This is a genomic window from Pseudomonas poae (assembly GCF_001439785.1).
In the GTDB taxonomy this organism is placed as follows: Bacteria; Pseudomonadota; Gammaproteobacteria; order Pseudomonadales; family Pseudomonadaceae; genus Aquipseudomonas; species Aquipseudomonas poae.
This window is the reverse complement of record NZ_JYLI01000024.1, coordinates 47,472-68,714: the sequence shown is the minus strand read 5'-3', so window position 1 is coordinate 68,714 and position 21,243 is coordinate 47,472. Positions and strand designations below refer to the sequence as shown.

The window sequence follows — 21,243 nt, the reverse complement described above, 5'->3', positions numbered from 1 at the left end:
TTCGCACCCCAACGCGGGGCAAGCCCGCTCGCCACAGGTGGATCGCTGTACTGGTTTAAACCACCCGCAGCACGATTTTGCCGATGTGGTCGCCGCCTTCCATGCGTGCATGGGCCTGGTCGGCCTGGGTGTAGTCGAACACCTGGTCGATGATCGGCAGGCAGCGTCCTTCCGCCAGGACCGGCCAGACGTACTCGCGCAATTGGTCGGCAATGGCGGCTTTTTCTTCGGCGGTGCGTGCCCGCAGCAGCGAGCCGGTGATCACTGCGCGCTTGCTGAGGATGGTCAGCAGGTCGACGTCGTTGGCTTTGCCGCCGCCGAGGAACCCCAGCATCACCAAGTGGCCATCCATGCCCAGGGCCTTCAGATTGTTGTTGAGATAAGAGGCGCCCATGATGTCGAGAATCACGTCCACGCCCTGATTATCGGTGTGCGTGGCGATCACGTCGGCAAAGTCCTGCTCGCGGTAATTGATCGGTTCGGCCCCCAGCTTGGCAATCGCCGCGCACTTGTCGGCGCTGCCGGCGGTGGCGAAGGCCTGGATGCCGAACTCGCGGCACAGCATCAGCGCGGTGGTGCCGATGCCGCTGGTGCCGCCATGGATCAGCACGCGCTCGCCGGTGTGGGCATTGCCCAGGCCGAACAGGTTGGCCCAGACGGTAAAGAAGGTTTCCGGTACCGCAGCGGCCTGAATCCAGTCCATGCCCTCGGGGATCGGCAGCGCCTGGCCGGCCGGCACGGTGCAGAACTGCGCGTAACCGCCACCGTTGGTGAGCGCGCAGACCCGGTCGCCGAGGCTGTATTGGGTGACACCGTCGCCCAGTGCGACCACTTCACCGGCCACTTCCAGGCCTGGGATTGGGCTCATGCCGGGTTTCATCGGGTATTTGCCGGCGCGTTGCAGGGCGTCGGGGCGGTTGACGCCGGCGGCGTGCACGCGAATCAGGATCTCACCGGGGCCAGGTGTCGGCACGGCTTCCTGGCGTGGCTTGAGCACTTCAGGGCCGCCGAATTCGGTGATTTCAATCAGGGTCATCGTTTGGGGCAGTGTCATGGAGGGATACCTGTTGCAGTGAGCGTGTGTACTGGGACCGCAGCTTGCGGCGGTTGATTCCAACCATTGTCCAGCAACGGGCCGCGTGCGTCAGCCAGGGATCGGCATGCCACTGTGGGAGAGGGGCTCCCACAGTGGCTGTTCGCTGCGTGCAAACGGTTGATCAGCGTTGCAGAAACGCCAGCAGGTCTTCATTGAGCTGCTGGGTATGGGTCGCGGCAAACCCGTGGGGCGCGTCCTTATACACTTTGAGCCGCGCGCCCTTGATCATCTGCGCCGCCACCTTGCCGGTGGTCTCGAACGGCACGATCTGGTCGCCGTCGCCATGGATCACCAGCGTCGGTACATCGATGGTCGCCATGTCCGGGCGGAAGTCGGTCTGCGAGAACGCAGTCACGCAGTCCACGGTGGACTTGAGCGACGCCAGCAGGGCGATCTGCAGGGTTTGCGTCAGCACGCCCGCGGACACCTCCTGGCCCTGGTTGATGCCGAAGAACGCAGCGTTGAAGTCACTGATAAATTGCGCACGGTCCTTCAACAGGCCGGCCTTGATGCCGTCGAACACTTCAGCCGGCACGCCTTGCGGATAATCCGGCTGTTGGCCGAAGATCGGCGTCACCGCACCCAGCAGCACCAGGCCCGCGACTCGCGCGCTGCCATGGCGTGCGATGTAGCGCGCCACATCGCCGCCACCCATGGAAAAGCCGACCAGGGTCACGTCGGCAAGGTCCAGGTGCTCGATCAGCTGGGCGATATCGTCGGCGAAGGTGTCGTAGTCATTGCCGGTCCATGGCTGGTCGGAGCGGCCGAAGCCGCGACGGTCGAAGGCAATGGTGCGGTAGCCTCGACTGCTGAGGTACTCCATCTGGTATTCCCACATGTCGGCATCCAGTGGCCAGCCGTGGCTGAACAACACGGGCTTGCCGCTGCCCCAGTCCTTGAAGTAGATCCGGGTGCCGTCTTTGGCAACGAATGTGCTCATCTGAAACTCCCTTGTGCTTTAAAGCGCGAGTGAAAAAACCGCATCACTATTGCGTTAAATCAGACACCGGGCTTGTACGGGCGTGCTTCGTTGCTCAACAACGGCTCAGCGCCGCGCTTCGAGCCACTCAAGCCCCGTGCGCCACACGCAGATCCCGAGGAAGTACGCTGACATCAACGACCAAAGCCCGAACGTCCACGGGTTGGTGTTGGGATGATCTACCACCATCAGGAAGCTGCACAGCAGCCAGATGGTGGTGACCGCGATGTTGATCGGCATAAAGCGTTTCACGCGGAACGGGTGCAGGAATTTCATCGGGGTGACGGTCAGCAGGGCCAGGCCGATCACGGTGGTCAAGGTCACCCAGGCGTCCGGCTGGATGATGTAGACGCACAAAGCCACCACGTTCCAGGCGGCCGGGAAGCCGACGAAGTAGTTGTCCTTGCTCTTCATGTTGACGTTGCAGAAGCAGAACAGCGACGACACCAGAATCACCGATACGGTGAACAGGTGGGTGAATTCCGGCAGGTCGATGTAGCGATAGATAAACAGCGCCGGAATGAACACGTAGGTCAGGTAGTCGATCACCAGGTCCAGCACCGAGCCGTCAAAGCTGGGCAATACCGTGCTGACGTTGAGCTTTCGCGCCAGCGAGCCGTCGACGCCGTCCACCACCAGCGCCAGACCCAGCCACAGCAGGCAGGCCTTGGGCGAGTTTTCCAGGAGCGCCAGGGTGGCCAGGAAGGCCAGGACCACGCCGGTGGCGGTAAAGCCATGGGCGCCCCAGGCTTTTAGTCTGGCTACATGCAGGGTCGAGATCACGGGCGTTTCTCCAAAGGTGGAACGGGGCAGCCGACGACGTGACGCCGTCGAGTCTGGCCGGGGAATGCAGTATCGACCGGGGAGGAGGGGATAAGGTTCACCGCCCCGCTGTACCGCTTAGGTTAGCAAGCGTAGGACTTTTCGGCATCAGCCTTGGCGAAACACCAGGGCCTTCAAGCCACTTTGAGGGTCGATATCGGGGAATTCCGGCGGGTTTTCCAGGCGTTCCACAAAGCGCAGGCCCGGTGCTTCGCGGGTGACGCCGTCGATCAGGAAGTCTTCGCCAAAGGCCGGATCGTTCATGCAGGCCAGTACCGTGCCCTGCGCCGTGAGCAGATCCGGCAGGCGACGCAGTACGCGCTGGTAGTCCTTGGTCAGCAGGAAGCTGCCTTTCTGGAAGGACGGCGGGTCGATGATCACCAGATCGTACGGGCCGCTGTGGGTGACCTTGGCCCAGGACTTGAACAAGTCGTGGCCCAGAAAGGTGACCTTGCCCAGATCGTGACTGTTCAGGCGATGGTTGTCGCGGCCCCGGCTCAAGGCGCCACGGGCCATGTCCAGGTTGACCACATGGGCCGCGCCGCCCTCGATGGCCGCCACCGAAAACCCGCAGGTGTAGGCAAACAGGTTGAGCACGCGCTGGCCCCTGGCCTGGTCGCGCACCCAGTTGCGTCCGTAGCGCATGTCGAGGAACAGGCCGCTGTTATGCTTTTTACCCAGGTCGATCAGGTAGCGCAGGCCACCTTCGGTGATGGTCAGCTCGTCGATGGGGTCGCCCAGCAGCCATTCGGTGGTGCTTTGCGGCAGGTAGCGGTGTTGCAGGGCGACGGCGCGCACGCCGCAGGTGGCCCAGTCGATCTGCAACAGTTGCTGCTTCAAGGCGTCCAACTGCTCGGTCTGCTTGAACAGCGCCACCAGCACCACGCCTTGCAGCCAGTCCACCGTCAATTGCTCCAGGCCCGGCCAGCAGCGGCCACGGCCGTGGAACAGGCGCCGGGTTTCAGTGGGCGCGTCGGCCAGGGCAGTGAGCAAATGGGCATGCAGGGTGGCGAGTGCGTCTGAGGTCATCGGTGAGCGTCGGTGTTTGAGCGGGCGGCATTTTAAACACAATGACGAAGGGTGTGGGGCGGTTCAGGCGCTGACGATCAGCGTTGGCCCGAATGCGTCCTGCACAAACGCTGGCGCGATGTAACGCTCGTAATGAGCCTCTGACAGCAGGAAAAACTCGCGGTCAATGGCGTCGCGCAGGTCGCTGAGGCTGCGCTCGCGGAACTCCGGCAACAACGCCAGTCCATAGGCGTCGAGCCGGGAAATCACCCGCGCACCGCGAGCAATCAACTGGTAGGCCCAGCAATACGGCGACTGGTGTGGCACATAGCGGATCTTGCGGTCTTCCAGCTGCTGGCGCAGGCGCTGGGGGTCGAACACTTCAAGCTTGCTGGTCATCACCTGCACCAGCAATTGCTCAAGGCGCAGCCACACCGCCTGTTTTTCATCGGCGTTGTAGCCATTCCATTGGATGACTTCGTGGTGATAGCGCTTGCAGCCCCGGCAGACCAAGTCACCGTAAACGGTGGAACAGAGGCCTACGCAGGGGGTTTTGATGGTTTGATTGGGCATAAAAGGGTGTACACACGTTTAAAGAACACAGGCTCATGTGGGAGGCAGCATACCCTTCCCACATTTTTTCAGCGCTATGTTGATTCAGTCCCAGCTCAACGCACCGCCGGTCTGGTACTCGATCACGCGGGTCTCGAAGAAGTTTTTCTCTTTCTTCAAGTCCATGATCTCGCTCATCCACGGGAACGGGTTGGTGGTGCCTGGATACTCTTCTTTCAACCCAATCTGCGACAGACGGCGGTTAGCGATGAACTTGAGGTAATCCTCCATCATCGCCGCATTCATGCCGAGAACGCCGCGCGGCATGGTGTCACGCGCATATTCGATCTCAAGTTGAGTGCCCTGGAGAATCATCTGCGTCGCTTCTTCCTTCATCTCGGCATCCCACAAGTGCGGGTTTTCGATTTTGATCTGGTTGATCACGTCGATACCGAAGTTCAGGTGCATCGACTCATCGCGCAGGATGTACTGGAACTGCTCGGCCACGCCGGTCATTTTGTTGCGGCGGCCCATGGACAGGATCTGGGTGAAGCCGCAATAAAAGAAGATGCCTTCCAGTACGCAGTAATAGGCGACGAGGTTGCGCAGCAGCTCTTTATCGGTCTCGACGGTGCCGGTTTCGAACTTCGGATCGGAGATCGAGCGGGTGTACTTCAAACCCCAGGCGGCCTTTTTAGCGACCGATGGGATCTCGTGGTACATGTTGAAGATCTCGCCTTCATCCATGGCCAGGGATTCGATGCAGTACTGGTAGGCGTGGGTGTGGATCGCTTCTTCGAAGGCCTGGCGCAGGATGTACTGGCGGCATTCCGGATTGGTGATCAGGCGGTACACGGCCAGCACCAGGTTGTTGGCGACAAGCGAATCGGCAGTTGAGAAGAACCCGAGGTTGCGCATGACGATGCGGCGTTCGTCATCGGTGAGGCCTTCGGGGGTCTTCCACAGGGCGATGTCGGCGGTCATGTTGACCTCTTGCGGCATCCAGTGGTTGGCGCAGCCGTCGAGGTACTTTTGCCAGGCCCAGTCGTATTTGAAAGGCACGAGTTGGTTGAGGTCGGCGCGGCAGTTGATCATGCGCTTTTCGTCGACGGCCACGCGGGCGGCGGAGCCTTCGAGTTCGGCGAGGCCTTCGGCGACGTCGAGTTTGTCCAGCGCGGCCTTGGCGCGCACGATGGCGGCGGAGTCACTGGCGGTGACGGCGCGGGCTTCGATGGCAGCCGCGGCGCCGGCGCCGTCGAGGCGGTCCATGTTGGCTTCGCTGGCGTGGCCGGCGTTGGCGCCTCTGACAACGGCCTCAGCGGTGTCCTCGTTGTCGACTTCATCCCAACTCAGCATTGAAATATTCCTTCCTGTTCGCTTGAAATACTGCACAGAGTGTGTTCGAGAAATGCCGACGCTTCACACTATGTAGTGGTCTGGCCTGTTAGTGGGCACACTATATGGTGTGTAACACTGCTGGTCAATGAGAGGTGAGGATTGAAAACGGGGGGAGCGCGGATCAGATGAAGCCGCAAGTGACGTGAAAAAACCAATAGTGGCGATTTGATAATTAATCGCCTGTTCAAGAATTATTCTCGCTACAATCCGCCGCTTTGCCACTTGGTACGGACGTGTCAAACCCGTGCCCGCGAGAAGTCTGATGCTGATCAGTAGTTATTCACCCGCCCTTGTAGCCATTTCTCTGTGTGTCGCCATTCTTGCGTCCTACACCGCGCTGGACCTGACGGGGCGGATCGCCACAGCCAAGGGGCGCACCGTCTATCTATGGATTGCCGGTGGTGCGTTGGCGATGGGGGTGGGCGTTTGGTCGATGCATTTTATCGGCATGCTGGCCTTGCGCCTGCCGTTTGCCCTGGGCTTCGATGCAGGTATTACCGCGCTGTCGCTGTTGATCGCCGTGCTGTCCAGCGGTTTCGCGTTATGGCTGGTCAGCCAGCCGCGTCTGCCCGTCTGGCAATTGGCATTTGGCGCGCTGATCATGGGCGCCGGCATTAGCTGCATGCACTACACCGGCATGGCTGCCATGCGCATGACACCCGGCATTGATTATGACCCTGCATTGTTTGGCGCCTCGCTGTTGATCGCCGTGGCAGCGTCCGGCGCGGCGCTGTGGATTGCGTTCAACCTGCGGCGCAATACGCCTTATGTGCGACTGGCACGAGGAGGGGCGGCCATGGTGATGGGCGTCGCCATCGTTGGCATGCACTACACGGGAATGGCCGCGGCGCGGTTTGCCGACGACAGTTTCTGCGGCGCCGCCTTGAATGGCCTGAGCGGCAGGGGCCTGGACAATCTGGTGCTGGTCACGTCGCTGGCGGTGCTGATCATTGCGTTGCTCACCTCGCTGCTCGACGCCCGTCTGCAGGCGCGTACCGCCGCACTCGCCCATTCCCTGACCCTGGCCAACCAGGAGCTGACCCACCTGGCCCTGCACGACATGCTCACAGGCCTGCCCAACCGCACCTTGCTCGCCGACCGCATTACGCAGGCGATGCAGGCGGTAAGGGAGCAGGGCGGATGCTTTGCGCTGATGTTCATTGACCTGGACGGTTTCAAGCCGGTCAACGATGCGTTCGGCCATCATCTGGGCGACCTGCTGCTGCGCGAGGTCGGCCAGCGCCTGCGCGAGGACCTGCGCAGTCAGGACACCCTGGCGCGCATCGGCGGCGATGAATTCGTGCTGCTGGTGCAACTGACGCAGCCGCAAGACGCGCTGGGGTTGGCCGAGCGCCAGGTGGTATTGATCAACCAGGCGTTCCAGGTGGCCGAGCATGACCTGAAAATTTCCGCCAGCGTCGGCATCGCCCTGTTCCCGGGCAACGGCAGTACCCCTCAGGAACTGTTGATGAACGCCGACGCTGCCATGTACCACGCCAAGGGCCTGGGCAAGAACGGCTACAGTTTTTTTGAGGCGTCGATGAACACCAATGCGCGCAAGCAACTGCAGCTGTTGCAGGACCTGCGCAATGCCCTGGAACTTGACCAGTTGCAGTTGTATTACCAGCCCAAGTTCGATGCGGTCAGTGGCATGCCGGTCGGCGCCGAGGCGCTGCTGCGCTGGGAGCACCCGCAACAGGGCCTGCTGCTGCCCGCCAGCTTTATCGAGCTGGCGGAAAAGACCGGTTTGATCATCCCGATCGGCGATTGGGTGCTCAATGAAGCGTGCCGCCAGATGAGCGCGTGGTACGCAGAGGGCTACGAAGACTGGCGCATCGCGGTCAATCTGTCGGCGTTGCAGTTTGGTCATGCCGGGCTGGTCAAGAGCGTCGCCGCCGCGCTGGCGCGCCATCGGTTGCCGGCCAACAGCCTGACCCTGGAAATCACCGAGACCACGGCCATGAGCGACGCCGACGCGAGCATGACGGTCTTGCAGCAGCTCTCGCAGATGGGCGTCGACTTGTCCATCGACGATTTCGGTACTGGCTATTCGAGCCTGATGTACCTCAAGCGCTTGCCGGCCAACGAGCTGAAAATCGACCGCGGTTTCGTGCGTGACCTGGAGCACGACAGCGACGACGCGGCCATTGTGTCTGCCATCGTTGCGCTGGGCCAGGCGCTGGGTTTGCGGATTGTCGCCGAAGGCGTGGAGACCGATGCCCAGCAGCATTTTCTCACACGCCTGGGCTGCAATGCCCTGCAAGGCTACCTGCTCGGCCACCCGTTGCCGGCTACAGATTTCATGGCCGATATCCAGCGCGCGCAGGCGTTGGTCATGCCTGACAAATGCCGGGCGTGACGGTTACTCTTGGATCCAGTCACAAAAATATCAGGTTGGAACAGGAGATCGCGTGCATGGATAAAGTCGTCATTATCACCGGGGGCAGCCGCGGAATCGGCGCCGAGACGGCCTTGCTCGCCGCCCGTGAAGGCTATCGTATCTGCATCAATTACCAGTCTGACGAAACCGCCGCCCAGGCCGTGCTGGAACAGGTACGCGCGCTGGGCGCCCAGGCGATTGCGGTGCGCGCCGATGTCAGTAGCGAAGATGAGGTGATCGCGCTGTTCAGCCGGGTCGACGCCGAGCTTGGACGTGTCACCGCGCTGGTGAACAATGCCGGCACCGTGGGACACAAGGCCCGGGTGGAGGAAATGTCCGAGTTCCGGATCCTCAAGATCCTCAAGACCAACGTACTGGGCCCGATGCTCTGCGCCAAACATGCGCTGCTGCGCATGTCGCCACGCCATGGCGGGCAGGGCGGCACTATCGTCAATGTGTCGTCGGTGGCGGCGCGCCTGGGCTCACCGGGCGAGTATGTCGATTACGCCGCCTCCAAGGGCGCGCTCGACACCTTCACCCTGGGCCTGTCCAGGGAGGTGGCGGGCGATGGCATCCGGGTCAACGCGGTGCGCCCCGGCTACATCTTCACCGACTTCCACGCCCTGAGTGGCGACCCGGACCGCGTCAGCAAGCTCGAACCCGGCATCCCCATGGCCCGTGGCGGCCGGCCGGATGAAGTGGCCGAGGCGATTATCTGGCTGCTGTCGGACAAGGCTTCGTATGCCACCGGCACCTTTATCGACCTGGGCGGCGGCCGCTAGAGCGAGCGCACAAGCCGCCCCAGGGTCTGCATCGCTGTCTCCGACGCCTCGGTCCAGGGGCTGCCGTAGTTCAAGCGGATGCAGTGGCGAAAGCGCCGGGTCGCCGAGAAGATCGGCCCCGGCGCCAGGCTGATGCCCTGGGCCAGGGCCAGTTGGAAGAGTTTCAGCGAGTCGGTCTGTTCCGGCAGTTCCAGCCACAGGAAATAGCCGCCAGTGGGTTGGCTGACCCGGGTCTGCGCCGGAAAGTGGCGCGCAATGGCGGCGAGCATGGCGTGTTGCTGTTCTTCCAGGGCATAGCGCAGTTTGCGCAGGTGGCGGTCATAGCCGCCATGTTGCAGGTAATCGGCGATGGCGGCCTGGGCCGGCATCGAAGGGCACAACGAAGTCATCAGCTTGAGGCGCTCGACCTTCTGCGCATAACGCCCGGCCGCTACCCAGCCCACCCGATAACCCGGTGCCAGGCTCTTGGCAAACGAGCCGCAATGCATCACCAGCCCGTCGGTGTCGAAGGCCTTGGCCGGTTTCGGCGCGTGTTGCCCGTAGTACAACTCGGCGTACACATCGTCTTCGATCAACGGCACCTGGTGGCTGCGCAGCAGGTCCACCAATGCCTGCTTTTTGGCCTGCGGCAAGGTGGCGCCCATGGGGTTCTGAAAACTGGTCATGGTCCAGCAGGCCTTGATCGGGTAGTGCGCGAGGCTGTGCGCGAGGGCGTCCAGGTCGATGCCATCGCGCGGGTGCACGGGAATTTCCACGGCCTTGAGCTTCAGACGCTCAAGCACTTGCAGGCAGGCGTAGAACGCCGGCGCTTCAATGGCCACCAGATCGCCCGGCTCGGTCACGGCCTGCAGGCACAGATTGAGCGCCTCAAGGGCGCCGTTGGTGATCAGCAGTTCTTCCATCGGTACCGCAAGCCCGCCGACGCTATAGCGCAGGGCGATCTGCCGGCGCAGTTGCGGGTTGCCGGGTGACATGTCGGTGACCACCAGGCGCGGGTCCATATCCCGGGCGGCACGGGCCAGGGAGCGGGCCAGGCGTGGCAACGGGAACAGTAGCGGGCTGGGAAAGGCCGAGCCGAAGGGCACGGTGTTGGGGTCTTTGATGGAGTCGAGCACCGAAAACACCAACTCGCTCACATCCACCTCGGTGGAGTCGCGCACCGGCTCCATCGTCAGCGGCTCCGCCAGCGGGCTAGGCGCATGGGTGTTGACGAAATAACCCGAGCGAGGCCGCGCCCGGATCAGGCCACGGCGCTCGAGCAGGTAATACGCCTGGAACACCGTGGAGGGGCTGACGCCGTAGGTCTGGCTGGCATAGCGCACCGAAGGCACGCGCTGGCCGGCCCCGAGCACGCCGGAGCGGATCAGTTCTGCAATGGCATCGGCAAATTTTTCGTAGCGTTTCATCGGGCCTTAAACAGGATCAGTGGGTCAGCGGGACGGAAGGTGTGAGCGGTCTTGCTGATGTCCAGGCGGCACAGGCAACTGACTGGCAGTCGCCGCTGTCCATCTTTTACCAACAATCATAAAGGAGCGCACCCATGGAGGCATGGTGGCAAGAAGCGTGGCTGACCCTGCAGGCCGAATTTGCCGATATTGGCGATGCAAAACAGGTTACCCAGATGACCGTACGGCTGTTGATGGCGGCCATCCTGGGCGGCATCCTTGGTTTTGAGCGCGAGAGCAAGGGCAAGGCGGCCGGGATACGCACGCACATGCTGGTGGCGCTGGGCGCGGCGCTGTTCGTGCTGGTGCCGCAGATGTCCGGTAACCAGGCCGATGCCATGAGCCGCGTGGTGCAGGGCGTGATCGCCGGCATTGGCTTTTTGGGCGCGGGCACCATTATCAAGGGCAAGGATGAGGATGCAGGTCACGTCAAAGGGCTGACCACTGCGGCAGGGCTGTGGATGACCGCTGCGATTGGCGTCGCGGCCGGGTTGGGCCGCGAATCGACAGCGGTGCTGAGTACGTTGCTGGCGCTGGCGGTGTTCAGCGTGATGCCTCGGATTGTGCGCGCGTTCGAGAAGGATGAGTGACCATCGATTCAGGGCGCCGTGTGCGTTTCTTTTACCTGACCGGATACCCACGCGACACATCCTGCTGGCGTTCTTGCGAATGCGCATCTCGCACCGACTCGAGTATGTTTTTCACCAGTGTGGAGATTTCACTGAGGTGCTTGTGCCTGGCTTGCAGGTCATGCAGGCCGTGCAGAATATGCGGGGCGATTTCCGCATGAAGAAAACCTCGAGCCAATTCAGAGCTCTTTTCCCAGGGGGCATTGAGCATGCTGATCGTCAACTCAAACAGCTCCGCTTCCACGGCTTTGCGATAGTCCTCGACGTGCTTCCACTCAAGGGGGGCTGTTACTTTGTCGATCGATCCGCTATTGAAGCAAGCTTCTATGTGGGTGAGCGCCTTGATGTGGGGTTTCGCACCGGGGCCGCGTGCCAGGCGCTTGATGTTGTCCGGGGTCAACAGGGTGTCGATCTTCTCGAAGTAGTCCTTTGACTCTTTCGAGTCCAGGTTACGCATCATGTGGTCAATGGTCTTGCGGTCCACACGGGCGCTTATATCCTCAAGGTGTCGCTCCAGATGGGGCGCATGCCCGGACACCTCGGGTTGCTTGTGCGAGTGGAGGCTGTTGGGGCCAGTGTGAGGGGCGTTGAATGGGAGGGTCGCCGGTTGGCTGATGGTGGTCATGCTGATTCCTCATAAACAGATCGGATTACGCGTTGCCTGATGCGTGACGTTCAGGCGAGCGAAAAATCAGTATGAAAACCCGCGCATTCGTTGACGTTAGGACTAGCTCTTTTTATCAAGTGGGAAATTGCCACGGTTCGAGTGCGCTTGCGCACCGACGTGTGTCGTCTGCGCAAGCGAATGCCGAACCCCGCGTAGACGGCGTCAAAGCGTCACTGGCGGTTCACCTCCAGGCGGCTCCTGCACCGGTGGAGGCTGGTTTTCCGGCGGCTCCTCGTCAGGAATCGGCGGCGGTTCAACGGGCGGTAACGTTGGCGCGTCAATATTGGGGTCAGGCGTTTCAGCCGGAATCGGGATAGTCATCGGTGTGGCCTCCTTTGTGCTTTGTTCTACCGGTGGACAACCGCGTGGCAGATTTGATTCCCGCCCAGTGGCGCCATATCCGCCTGAACTTTTCTCTCGCACACAGGCTCGGACCTATGACGGCCCCGCTCAGGGAGAGCGCCGCCGTATCAGAATTTGGATCAAGCAAAAGAGCGTCCACAGGGCGTAAGGGGAAGATGCTCGATGACTGCTGAAACACTGGCTTCAGATAACTGCGCATTACCATTGTCCCAGGCACTGCTGCTGCCCAGGATCGCCATTGAAGACACCACGCCCGTGATAGACGGCGGCGAATTTGCCGTGAAAGCCGTGGTGAATCAGCGCGTGAACGTCACCAGCAAGGTATTTGCCGACGGCCACGACAAGCTGGCCGTGCTGATCCGCTGGCGTCCATTGCGCGACGAAAGCTGGCACAGCGTGGTGATGGCCGACGTTGGCAACAACGGCTGGGAAGGCGCGTTTACCGTCACCGAGCAGGGCCCTCATGAGTTCTGCATCGAGGCCTGGATCGATACCTTCGCCAGCTTCTGCTACGAACTGCGCAAAAAGCACGAAGCCGGCGTACCGGTCAGCCTCGAACTGCAGGAAGGCCGCAGCCTGGTGCTGCAGGCCGCCGAGCGCAGTGATAACGAGCTGCGCGACCGCCTGATGCTGCTGCACCACGAACTCTCCAGCCTGCTGGAAACCGAGCAGGTTGCGCAGTTTTTGCACGAAGACAGTGCACACTTGATGACCCAGGCCGATCACCGCGCCTATCTGAGCATCAGCACCGTCTACCCGCTCGATGTGGAGCGTGAACGCGCGCAGTTCGCCAGCTGGTACGAGCTGTTTCCGCGCTCGATCACCGACGACCCGGCGCGCCATGGCACCTTCAACGATGTGCACTCTCGGCTGTCGATGATCCATGACATGGGCTTCGACGTGCTGTACTTCCCGCCCATCCACCCCATTGGCCGCAGTCATCGCAAGGGGCCCAACAACTCGCTGCATGCCGGCCCCGATGATCCCGGCAGCCCGTATGCCATCGGCAGTGAGGATGGCGGTCACGAAGCCATTCACCCGCAACTGGGCAGCCGCGATGATTTCCGCCGCCTGGTGAAGGCCGCCGCCGACCATGGCCTGGAAATCGCCCTGGACTTCGCTATCCAGTGCTCCCAGGACCACCCATGGCTCAAGCAGCACCCGGGCTGGTTCAACTGGCGCCCGGACGGCACGATCAAATACGCGGAAAACCCGCCGAAAAAGTATCAGGACATCGTCAACGTCGATTTCTACGCCGCCGATGCCATTCCCGGCCTGTGGACAGAGCTGCGCGACATTGTGGTGGGCTGGGTGGAAGAGGGCGTGAAGACCTTCCGCGTCGACAACCCGCACACCAAACCGCTGCCTTTCTGGCAATGGCTGATCAGCGATGTGCGCGCCAAATACCCCGAGGTGATCTTCCTCGCCGAAGCCTTTACCACGCCGGCGATGATGGCGCGCCTGGGCAAGGTCGGGTATTCCCAGAGCTACACCTACTTCACTTGGCGCAACACCAAGGCCGAATTGAGCGAGTATTTCACCCAGCTCAACCAGTCGCCTTGGCGTGAGTGCTACCGGCCAAACTTCTTCGTCAATACGCCGGACATCAACCCCGGTTTCCTGCATGAGTCCGGCCGTCCGGGTTTCCTGATCCGCGCCGCGCTGGCCACCATGGGCTCGGGCCTGTGGGGCATGTATTCGGGCTTTGAGCTGTGCGAGGCAGCACCCGTGCCCGGCAAGGAAGAGTACCTGGACTCGGAGAAATACGAGATTCGCCCGCGCGACTTCACCGCGCCGGGGAACATCATCGCCGAGATCGCCCAGCTCAACCGCATCCGCCGGCAGAACCCGGCCCTGCAGACGCACTTGGGGCTCAAGCTGTACAACGCCTGGAACGACAACATCCTGTATTTCGGCAAGCGCAGCGAGGATGGCAGCAACTTCATCCTGATCGCGGTCAATCTCGATCCGTTCAATGCTCAGGAAGCTCACTTCGAATTGCCGCTGTGGGAAATGGGCCTGCCTGACGATGCGCAGACCCAGGGTGAAGACTTGATGAACGGCCATCGCTGGACCTGGTACGGCAAGAGCCAGTGGACCCGCCTTGATCCGCAGATGCCGTTTGGGATCTGGCGCATTACTCATTCCTGAGACGAGCGCAAATCAACGGTGGGAGCTGGCTTGCCTGCGATAGCGGTGGGTCAGCACCAGGGCTGTCGGCTGACACACTGCTATCGCAGGCAAGCCAGCTCCCACATTGATCCTGTTTCTCCAGGCCAATGTTCAAGTGTTTCAGGAGTTTCCAATGGCGAAGAAACCCAAGGCAGCCACGTTCATCAAGGATCCGCTCTGGTACAAGGACGCGGTGATCTACCAGGTTCACGTCAAATCCTATTTCGACTCCAACAATGATGGTATCGGCGACTTTCCCGGGCTGATCGCCAAGCTCGATTACATTGCCGACCTGGGCGTCAACACCATCTGGCTGTTGCCGTTCTACCCCTCACCACGCCGTGATGACGGTTATGACATTGCCGAATACCGTGGCGTGCACAGCGACTACGGGACCATGGCCGATGCCCGGCGCTTCATTGCCGAGGCACACAAGCGTGGGTTGCGGGTCATCACCGAGCTGGTGATCAACCACACCTCCGACCAGCACCCCTGGTTCCAGCGTGCGCGCAAGGCCAAGCCGGGTTCGGCCGCCCGGGAGTTCTATGTCTGGTCCGATGACGACCAGAAGTACGACGGCACACGCATCATTTTCCTCGACACCGAAAAGTCCAACTGGACCTGGGACCCGGTAGCCGGGCAGTACTTCTGGCACCGCTTCTATTCGCACCAGCCGGATCTCAACTTCGATAACCCGCAAGTGATGAAGGCCGTCCTGGGCGTGATGCGTTTCTGGCTGGACATGGGCATCGACGGCCTGCGCCTGGACGCCATTCCGTACCTGATCGAGCGCGACGGCACCAACAACGAAAACCTGCCTGAGACCCATGATGTGCTCAAGCAGATCCGCGCCGAGATCGACGCGCATTACCCCGACCGCATGCTGCTGGCCGAAGCCAATCAATGGCCAGAGGACACGCAGCTGTATTTTGGCAACACAAAGAGCGGTGACAAAAAGGGCGACGACGGCGACGAATGCCACATGGCCTTTCACTTCCCGCTGATGCCGCGCATGTACATGGCGCTGGCCCAGGAAGACCGCTTTCCGATCACCGACATCCTGCGCCAGACCCCGGAGATCCCGGCCAATTGCCAGTGGGCGATCTTCCTGCGCAACCACGATGAGCTGACCCTGGAGATGGTCACCGACAAGGAACGCGACTACCTGTGGAACTACTACGCCGCCGACCGCCGCGCGCGCATCAACCTGGGCATTCGTCGGCGTCTGGCGCCGTTGATGGAGCGCGACCGCCGTCGCGTCGAGTTGCTCAATAGCCTGCTGCTGTCGATGCCCGGCACGCCGACCCTGTATTACGGCGATGAAATCGGCATGGGCGACAACATTTACCTGGGCGACCGCGACGGTGTGCGCACGCCCATGCAGTGGTCCATCGACCGCAACGGCGGCTTCTCCCGCGCCGACCCGGCGAGTCTGGTGCTGCCGCCGATCATGGACCCGCAATACGGCTACCAGTCGGTCAACGTGGAGACCCAGGCCCAGGACCCGCACTCGCTGCTTAACTGGACCCGGCGCATGCTCGCGGTGCGCAAGCAGTCCAAGGCGTTTGGTCGCGGCAGCCTGAAAATGCTCTCGCCAAGCAACCGGCGCATTCTCGCCTACACCCGCGAGTTCACCGCGGAGGACGGGCGCACTGAAATCATATTGTGCGTGGCCAACGTGTCGCGCAGCGCGCAGGCGGCGGAGCTGGACTTGTCGGCTTTCGCCGGCATGGTCCCGGTGGAGATGCTCGGCGGCAACGCGTTCCCGCCGATTGGTCAGCTCAATTTCCTGCTGACCCTGGCGCCGTACGGCTTCTACTGGTTTGTGCTGGCCGCTGAAAACCAGATGCCCAGCTGGCATGTCGAGCCGGCGCAGAGCATTCCCGACTTCACCACTTTGGTACTGAAAAAACGCATGGAAGAATTGCTCGAAGCACCTTGCCGCAACACCCTCGAACACGACTCCCTGCCGCTCTGGCTGCCCAAGCGCCGCTGGTTTGCCGGTAAGGACGCCACCATCGACAGCGTGCACATCGCCTACGGCGTGCGCTTTGGCGACCCGGAGCACCCGGTGTTGCTCAGCGAAATCGAAGTGAGCAGCGGCGGGCAGGTGAGCCGTTACCAATTGCCCTTCGGTTTTCTGCGTGAAGACCAGTTCACCAGCGCCTTGCCCCAGCAATTGGCGCTGGCCCGCGTGCGGCGCACGCGCGAAGTGGGCCTGGTGACTGATGCATTCAGCCTTGAGCATTTTGTTCGCGCAGTGATCCAGGCCCTGCAGGCCGGCACAGTGCTCGATTGCAGCGACGGTGCCCTGCGCTTTGCCGCAACCGCCCACCTGGACGCGTTGCAACTGGCGAATGACGTGTCGGTGCGTTACCTCTCCGCCGAGCAGTCCAACAGCTCGGTGGTGGTGGGTGAACGCCTGGTGCTCAAGCTGATCCGCAAAGTCAGCGCCGGGGTACACCCCGAGCTTGAAATGAGCGCTTACCTCACCGAGGCCGGCTACCCGAATATCTCGCCGCTGATGGGTTCGATGATTCGCCGTGATGGCGAGGGTCAGGACAACCTGTTGATGATCGCCCAGGGTTACCTGAGCAACCAGGGCGACGCGTGGAGCTGGACCCAGAACAACCTGGAGCGTGCGATCCGTGACGAACTGGCCGAGGCCATTTCCGAGCAAGAGCAGCATTACAACGCCCTGGGCGAACTGGCGGACTTCGCCGGCATGCTCGGCCAGCGCCTGGGCGAGATGCACGGCGTGCTCGGCGCGCCCACTGGCAACAACGACTTCAAGCCAGAAGCCACCTCGGCCAGGGACACCCAGGCCTGGGCCAAAGACGTGGGCGCGCAGATCGAGCGCGCCCTGCAATTGCTCAAGCTCAATCAACATCAGTTGAACCCCGCCGATCAGACGCTGGTCAGTGAACTACTGGCGCAGAAAAAAGCCATCGGCAGCCAGGTCCAGGCGTTGGCGAAAGCCACGCTGGGCGGGTTGCGCATTCGCGTGCACGGTGACTTGCACCTGGGCCAGGTGCTGGTCGTGAAGGGGGATGCCTACCTGATCGACTTTGAAGGCGAGCCGGCAAGGCCGCTGCATGAGCGGCGCGGCAAGCACAGCCCTTACAAGGATGTGAGCGGTGTGCTGCGTTCGTTTGACTACGCGGCGGCCATGGCGCTTAACGTACAAGGGGTGGATCACTCGCCCGAAGCGGACCTTGCGCGCAAGCGTGTGACCGACCGCTACCTGAACGAAGCACGCCAGGCATTTATCCAGGCCTATGAGGCTGCGGCGTCTACACTGGCGCATGACTGGCAGGATGCCAAGGGCCAGGACGCCGCGCTGACACTGTTCAGCCTGGAGAAAGCTGCGTATGAAGTGGCTTACGAAGCGGAAAATCGCCCGACCTGGTTGGCGGTGCCATTACAAGGCTTGCACGCATTGTTGAGCGGGCTTGCCCCAATATCGAAAACTGCACGCGGTGGGGAGACGTCATGAGTTATATCAATAAAGAACCGCTGCAGCCCAAGTTGACAGCAATGCCGGCGTCCAGCGACGTTGAAGCGCTGGTGCGCGCCGAGCACCCGGACCCGTTTTCGATTCTGGGTCCCCATGATGATGAGCAGGGCGGGCAGTTCATTCGCGCGTTCCTGCCCGAAGCCCTGAGTGTGCAGGTATTGACACGGGACGGCGGCGAGTCGATCGGCAGCCTGGAGGCGACTCAGGTGCCGGGCCTGTTCATCGCGCACTTTGCCACGCGTCAGGATTACCTCTTGAAAATCCAATGGGCCGGCGGCGAGCAGATCACCGAAGACCCTTACAGTTTCAGCCAACTGCTGCTGGGCGAGATGGACCTGTACCTGTTCGCCGAAGGCAATCACCGCGACCTCGGCAACTGCCTGGGCGCTCAGGTAACCCACGTCGATGGCGTGCAGGGCGTACGGTTTGCCGTGTGGGCGCCGAACGCCCGACGTGTGTCGGTGGTGGGCGACTTCAATATCTGGGACGGTCGCCGTCACCCGATGCGCCTGCGGCACCCGTCGGGCGTGTGGGAAATTTTCATCCCGCGCCTGCAACCGGGGGCGGCCTACAAATACGAGATTCTCGGCGCCCATGGCATCCTGCCGCTCAAGGCCGATCCCATGGCCCTGGCCACTCAGCTGCCGCCCGACACAGCGTCCAAAGTGGCGCCCCCGTTGCAGGTGGATTGGCAGGACCATGACTGGATGCAGTCGCGTACGGACAAGCAGAAACCGTCGGCGCCGCTGTCGATCTACGAGCTGCATGTGGGCTCCTGGCAGTGCGAGCTGGACGAGGCGGGCGAGGTGTCGCGCCAGTACGGCTGGCGTGAACTGGCCGAGCGGCTGATTCCTTACGTACAGGAGCTGGGCTTTACCCATATCGAGCTGATGCCGATCATGGAACACCCGTTTGGCGGTTCGTGGGGTTACCAGGCGCTGTCACAGTTTGCGCCGAGCGCGCGCTTTGGCTCGCCGGAAGATTTTGCGTACTTCGTCAACGCCCTGCATCAGGCCGATATCGGCGTGATCCTCGATTGGGTGCCGGCGCATTTCCCGACCGACACCCACGGCCTGGCGCAATTTGACGGCACCGCGCTGTACGAATACGCCAACCCGCTGGAAGGTTTCCACCAGGACTGGGACACGCTGATCTACAACCTGGGTCGCACCGAAGTGCACGGGTTCATGCTGGCCTCGGCGTTGCACTGGCTCAAGCATTTCCACATCGACGGTCTGCGTGTGGATGCGGTGGCGTCAATGCTGTACCGAGACTACTCGCGCAAGGCCGGTGAATGGGTGCCCAACCGTCACGGCGGGCGGGAAAACCTGGAAGCCATCGAATTTTTGCGTCATTTGAACGATGTGGTGGCTCTCGAAGCGCCCGGTGCGCTGGTCATCGCCGAAGAATCCACGGCCTGGCCGGGCGTCAGCCAGCCGACCCAGCAGGGTGGCCTGGGCTTCAACTACAAGTGGAATATGGGCTGGATGCACGATTCGCTGCATTACATCCAGCAGGACCCGGTGTACCGCGCCCATCATCACAACGAGCTGAGTTTCGGCCTGGTGTACGCCTGGTCAGAGCGCTTCATCCTGCCGATCTCCCACGATGAAGTGGTGCACGGCAAGCATTCGCTGATCGACAAGATGCCCGGAGACCGCTGGCAGAAATTCGCCAACCTGCGCGCCTACCTGAGTTTCATGTGGATGCATCCCGGCAAGAAGCTGCTGTTCATGGGCTGTGAGTTTGGCCAGTGGCGCGAATGGAACCACGATCAGCAACTGGACTGGTACTTGCTCCAGTACCCCGAACACCGGGGCGTGCAGAAACTGGTGGGCGACTTGAACCGCCTGTACCGCGAGGAACCGGCGCTGCACGATCAGGACGATGCGCCGCAGGGCTTTCAGTGGTTGATTGGCGACGACGCCATCAACAGCGTTTTTGCCTGGCTGCGCTGGAGCAAGGACGGCAAGCCGGTGCTGGTGGTGGCCAACTTTACCCCGGTGCCTCGTGAGGGCTACACCGTGGGCGTGCCGTTTGCCGGGCGTTGGAGCGAGGTGATCAACAGTGATGCGGACACCTACGCAGGTTCCAACTTCGGTAATGGCGGTGGCGTGTTCACTCAGGAGGAGCCACGTCATGGGCAACCGGTGTCGCTGTCCTTGAATCTGCCACCGCTGGGCGTACTGATTTTGCGCCCTGAGTTGAGTTAAAAGGCTCTACCTTGCTGGATTCAGTTGTCCGGGTTGGTGGCAGGGTGCCACAATGGCGCCTTTGTCATGGCAGGCGGAGCGGGCAGCTTTCATGAATGGCCTAGGGCGTGGGCAGGACCAGGATGGTTTTATCGAAGAGCAGGTGCGAGCCGACCGGTTGCATCAGCTCTTTCGCCAATCCTTTTCCGCGATTTTCGGCAGCTACCTGGCTGCCGTCATGCTGTGCTGGCTGTGCTGGGACCGTTTTGATCACAGCGTCATGCTGGTATGGCTGGTGGTGCTGGGGCTGACATCGCTGCTGCGGGTCAAGATGTTCACCGACTGGTTTCGCTGCCCCAACAGCGAGCGCACCCCGCAGCGCTGGGAGCGTCGTTACTGGATCACCCTCGTTCTGTCGGCCACCGTATGGGGGGCTGGCGCCTTTGCGCTGATGCCCACCGATGACCGCCTGTCCCAAGTGCTGGTCATGCTCTTTACCGTGGGCATGTCGGTGAGTGCGGTGTCGTGTTATTCGGTTTATCGCTCGATGACGCTGGTGTCCATGAGCCTTGTGTTGTTGCCGTGCACACTGTGGCTGCTGGTGCAGCCGTCGCCCATGCAAGTGGGTGTGGCCATTGCCGTACTGGTGTTCTCTTCCTTTGTGGTCAGCGCCACCCGCAAGCTCTCGGATGCGCTGGAAAAAGCCTTTCGCCTGACCCGCCAGATGGAACGGGCCCACAGCATCTCCACGCGTGCTGCTCAGACCGACGAGCTTACCGGCCTTATGAACCGCCGCGCTTTTTTCGAACAGGGTCATCTGCTGTATGCACAGTGCCGTCATCAACAGCAGCCGTTGTGTGCGCTGATGATGGACATGGACCACTTCAAGGCGATCAACGACACCCACGGTCATCAGGCCGGGGATCAGGTGTTGCGCCAGATTGGCGGGGTGATCAGTACTTCGTTTCGCCAGGATGATGTGTATGGCCGGTTGGGCGGCGAGGAGTTTGCGGTGCTGTTGCCCAATACCTCGCTGGAAACCGCACATGCCATCGCCGAGCAACTGGTCAAGGCCATCGCCGGGCTCGCATCCGAGCCGGTGCATGGCCTAACCGCAAGCCTGGGCCTGGCCTCGACTCAAGCCGAGGACCTCGACCTGCATGGGCTTATGAACACCGCCGACAAGGCCCTGTACCGCGCCAAGGCACTGGGTCGCAATCAGGTGGCCGTGGCGCAGTAGC

Annotated in this window: 16 protein-coding genes; 7 read left to right on the top strand and 9 right to left on the bottom strand. The window is 61.7% G+C overall.

What is annotated here, in order from left to right; all coding sequences use genetic code 11:
• Positions 1-55: 55 nt before the first annotated feature.
• The 6 genes from TU75_RS23130 to TU75_RS23105 all read right to left on the bottom strand — a co-directional run bounded on the left by TU75_RS23130 (position 56) and on the right by TU75_RS23105 (position 5,813).
• Positions 56-1,054 carry an NAD(P)H-quinone oxidoreductase gene (locus TU75_RS23130; protein WP_060550251.1) on the bottom strand — a complete coding sequence of 333 codons (999 nt, stop codon included), beginning with the start codon at positions 1,052-1,054 and terminating at the stop codon, positions 56-58.
• Positions 1,055-1,217: 163 nt separating this feature from the next.
• Positions 1,218-2,036 (bottom strand): alpha/beta fold hydrolase, encoded by an 819-nt coding sequence (locus tag TU75_RS23125; RefSeq protein ID WP_060550250.1) that lies wholly within the window; start codon positions 2,034-2,036, stop codon positions 1,218-1,220.
• A gap of 105 nt (positions 2,037-2,141) precedes the next feature.
• Positions 2,142-2,858 carry a phosphatidylcholine synthase gene (pcsA, locus tag TU75_RS23120; protein ID WP_003239175.1) on the bottom strand — a complete coding sequence of 239 codons (717 nt, stop codon included), beginning with the start codon at positions 2,856-2,858 and terminating at the stop codon, positions 2,142-2,144.
• Positions 2,859-3,005: 147 nt separating this feature from the next.
• Complete coding sequence (locus tag TU75_RS23115; protein ID WP_060550249.1) at positions 3,006-3,926, bottom strand: class I SAM-dependent methyltransferase; 921 nt, start codon at positions 3,924-3,926, stop codon at positions 3,006-3,008.
• A gap of 63 nt (positions 3,927-3,989) precedes the next feature.
• Complete coding sequence (locus tag TU75_RS23110) at positions 3,990-4,478, bottom strand: DUF1289 domain-containing protein (RefSeq protein ID WP_003239171.1); 489 nt, start codon at positions 4,476-4,478, stop codon at positions 3,990-3,992.
• Positions 4,479-4,562: 84 nt separating this feature from the next.
• Entirely contained in the window at positions 4,563-5,813 is a 1,251-nt protein-coding gene (locus tag TU75_RS23105; protein ID WP_060550248.1) for a ribonucleotide-diphosphate reductase subunit beta, read from the bottom strand.
• Positions 5,814-6,117: 304 nt separating this feature from the next.
• Between TU75_RS23105 and TU75_RS23100 the strand changes: the two genes are divergently transcribed.
• Both TU75_RS23100 and TU75_RS23095 read left to right on the top strand, forming a co-directional pair.
• Positions 6,118-8,214 (top strand): putative bifunctional diguanylate cyclase/phosphodiesterase, encoded by a 2,097-nt coding sequence (locus tag TU75_RS23100; RefSeq protein ID WP_060550247.1) that lies wholly within the window; start codon positions 6,118-6,120, stop codon positions 8,212-8,214.
• Between the two features lie 56 nt (positions 8,215-8,270).
• The gene (locus TU75_RS23095; RefSeq protein WP_060550246.1) at positions 8,271-9,017 is read left to right on the top strand and encodes an SDR family oxidoreductase; all 747 of its coding nucleotides are present in this window, start codon (positions 8,271-8,273) and stop codon (positions 9,015-9,017) included.
• Here TU75_RS23095 and mapR read toward each other — a convergent pair.
• Positions 9,014-10,423, bottom strand: coding sequence for a GntR family transcriptional regulator MpaR (mapR, locus tag TU75_RS23090; protein ID WP_003236594.1), 1,410 nt, complete (start codon positions 10,421-10,423; stop codon positions 9,014-9,016). The two genes, TU75_RS23095 and mapR, sit on opposite strands and share 4 nt — an antisense overlap.
• 134 nt (positions 10,424-10,557) lie before the next feature.
• On the opposite strand from mapR, the gene TU75_RS23085 reads away from it, so the two are divergent.
• Positions 10,558-11,052 (top strand): MgtC/SapB family protein, encoded by a 495-nt coding sequence (locus TU75_RS23085; RefSeq protein ID WP_003236596.1) that lies wholly within the window; start codon positions 10,558-10,560, stop codon positions 11,050-11,052.
• Positions 11,053-11,083: 31 nt separating this feature from the next.
• Here TU75_RS23085 and TU75_RS23080 read toward each other — a convergent pair whose 3' ends face one another.
• Positions 11,084-11,716, bottom strand: coding sequence for a hypothetical protein (locus TU75_RS23080; protein ID WP_060550245.1), 633 nt, complete (start codon positions 11,714-11,716; stop codon positions 11,084-11,086).
• 204 nt (positions 11,717-11,920) lie between these two features.
• The gene (locus tag TU75_RS27825; RefSeq protein WP_163000989.1) at positions 11,921-12,079 is read right to left on the bottom strand and encodes a hypothetical protein; all 159 of its coding nucleotides are present in this window, start codon (positions 12,077-12,079) and stop codon (positions 11,921-11,923) included.
• A 204-nt stretch (positions 12,080-12,283) separates the two neighbouring features.
• On the opposite strand from TU75_RS27825, the gene TU75_RS23075 reads away from it, so the two are divergent.
• The 4 genes from TU75_RS23075 to TU75_RS23060 all read left to right on the top strand — a co-directional run bounded on the left by TU75_RS23075 (position 12,284) and on the right by TU75_RS23060 (position 21,242).
• On the top strand, positions 12,284-14,272 hold the full coding sequence (locus tag TU75_RS23075) for an alpha-1,4-glucan--maltose-1-phosphate maltosyltransferase (protein WP_060550244.1): 1,989 nt from the start codon (positions 12,284-12,286) through the stop codon (positions 14,270-14,272).
• Between the two features lie 154 nt (positions 14,273-14,426).
• Positions 14,427-17,789, top strand: a complete 3,363-nt coding sequence (gene treS, locus TU75_RS23070) for a maltose alpha-D-glucosyltransferase (protein WP_060550243.1) — start codon at positions 14,427-14,429, stop codon at positions 17,787-17,789.
• Entirely contained in the window at positions 17,786-20,023 is a 2,238-nt protein-coding gene (glgB, locus tag TU75_RS23065; protein ID WP_060550242.1) for a 1,4-alpha-glucan branching protein GlgB, read from the top strand. Before treS ends, glgB begins: the two co-directional genes overlap by 4 nt.
• A 52-nt stretch (positions 20,024-20,075) precedes the next feature.
• Complete coding sequence (locus TU75_RS23060) at positions 20,076-21,242, top strand: GGDEF domain-containing protein (RefSeq protein WP_060550241.1); 1,167 nt, start codon at positions 20,076-20,078, stop codon at positions 21,240-21,242.
• The last annotated feature ends 1 nt before the right edge of the window (position 21,243 follow it).

What these genes read in the sequence shown, in the direction of transcription:
- TU75_RS23115 (WP_060550249.1), bottom strand. Translation starts at nt 3,926, where the DNA reads ATGACCTCAGACGCACTCGCCACCCTGCATGCCCATTTGCTCACTGCC.
- TU75_RS23110 (WP_003239171.1), bottom strand. Translation starts at nt 4,478, where the DNA reads ATGCCCAATCAAACCATCAAAACCCCCTGCGTAGGCCTCTGTTCCACC.
- TU75_RS23125 (WP_060550250.1), bottom strand. Translation starts at nt 2,036, where the DNA reads ATGAGCACATTCGTTGCCAAAGACGGCACCCGGATCTACTTCAAGGAC.
- TU75_RS23130 (WP_060550251.1), bottom strand. Translation starts at nt 1,054, where the DNA reads ATGACACTGCCCCAAACGATGACCCTGATTGAAATCACCGAATTCGGC.
- TU75_RS23105 (WP_060550248.1), bottom strand. Translation starts at nt 5,813, where the DNA reads ATGCTGAGTTGGGATGAAGTCGACAACGAGGACACCGCTGAGGCCGTT.
- glgB (WP_060550242.1), top strand. Translation starts at nt 17,786, where the DNA reads ATGAGTTATATCAATAAAGAACCGCTGCAGCCCAAGTTGACAGCAATG.
- mapR (WP_003236594.1), bottom strand. Translation starts at nt 10,423, where the DNA reads ATGAAACGCTACGAAAAATTTGCCGATGCCATTGCAGAACTGATCCGC.
- treS (WP_060550243.1), top strand. Translation starts at nt 14,427, where the DNA reads ATGGCGAAGAAACCCAAGGCAGCCACGTTCATCAAGGATCCGCTCTGG.
- TU75_RS23080 (WP_060550245.1), bottom strand. Translation starts at nt 11,716, where the DNA reads ATGACCACCATCAGCCAACCGGCGACCCTCCCATTCAACGCCCCTCAC.
- TU75_RS23075 (WP_060550244.1), top strand. Translation starts at nt 12,284, where the DNA reads ATGACTGCTGAAACACTGGCTTCAGATAACTGCGCATTACCATTGTCC.
- TU75_RS23095 (WP_060550246.1), top strand. Translation starts at nt 8,271, where the DNA reads ATGGATAAAGTCGTCATTATCACCGGGGGCAGCCGCGGAATCGGCGCC.
- TU75_RS23060 (WP_060550241.1), top strand. Translation starts at nt 20,076, where the DNA reads ATGGCGCCTTTGTCATGGCAGGCGGAGCGGGCAGCTTTCATGAATGGC.
- TU75_RS23100 (WP_060550247.1), top strand. Translation starts at nt 6,118, where the DNA reads ATGCTGATCAGTAGTTATTCACCCGCCCTTGTAGCCATTTCTCTGTGT.
- TU75_RS27825 (WP_163000989.1), bottom strand. Translation starts at nt 12,079, where the DNA reads ATGACTATCCCGATTCCGGCTGAAACGCCTGACCCCAATATTGACGCG.
- TU75_RS23085 (WP_003236596.1), top strand. Translation starts at nt 10,558, where the DNA reads ATGGAGGCATGGTGGCAAGAAGCGTGGCTGACCCTGCAGGCCGAATTT.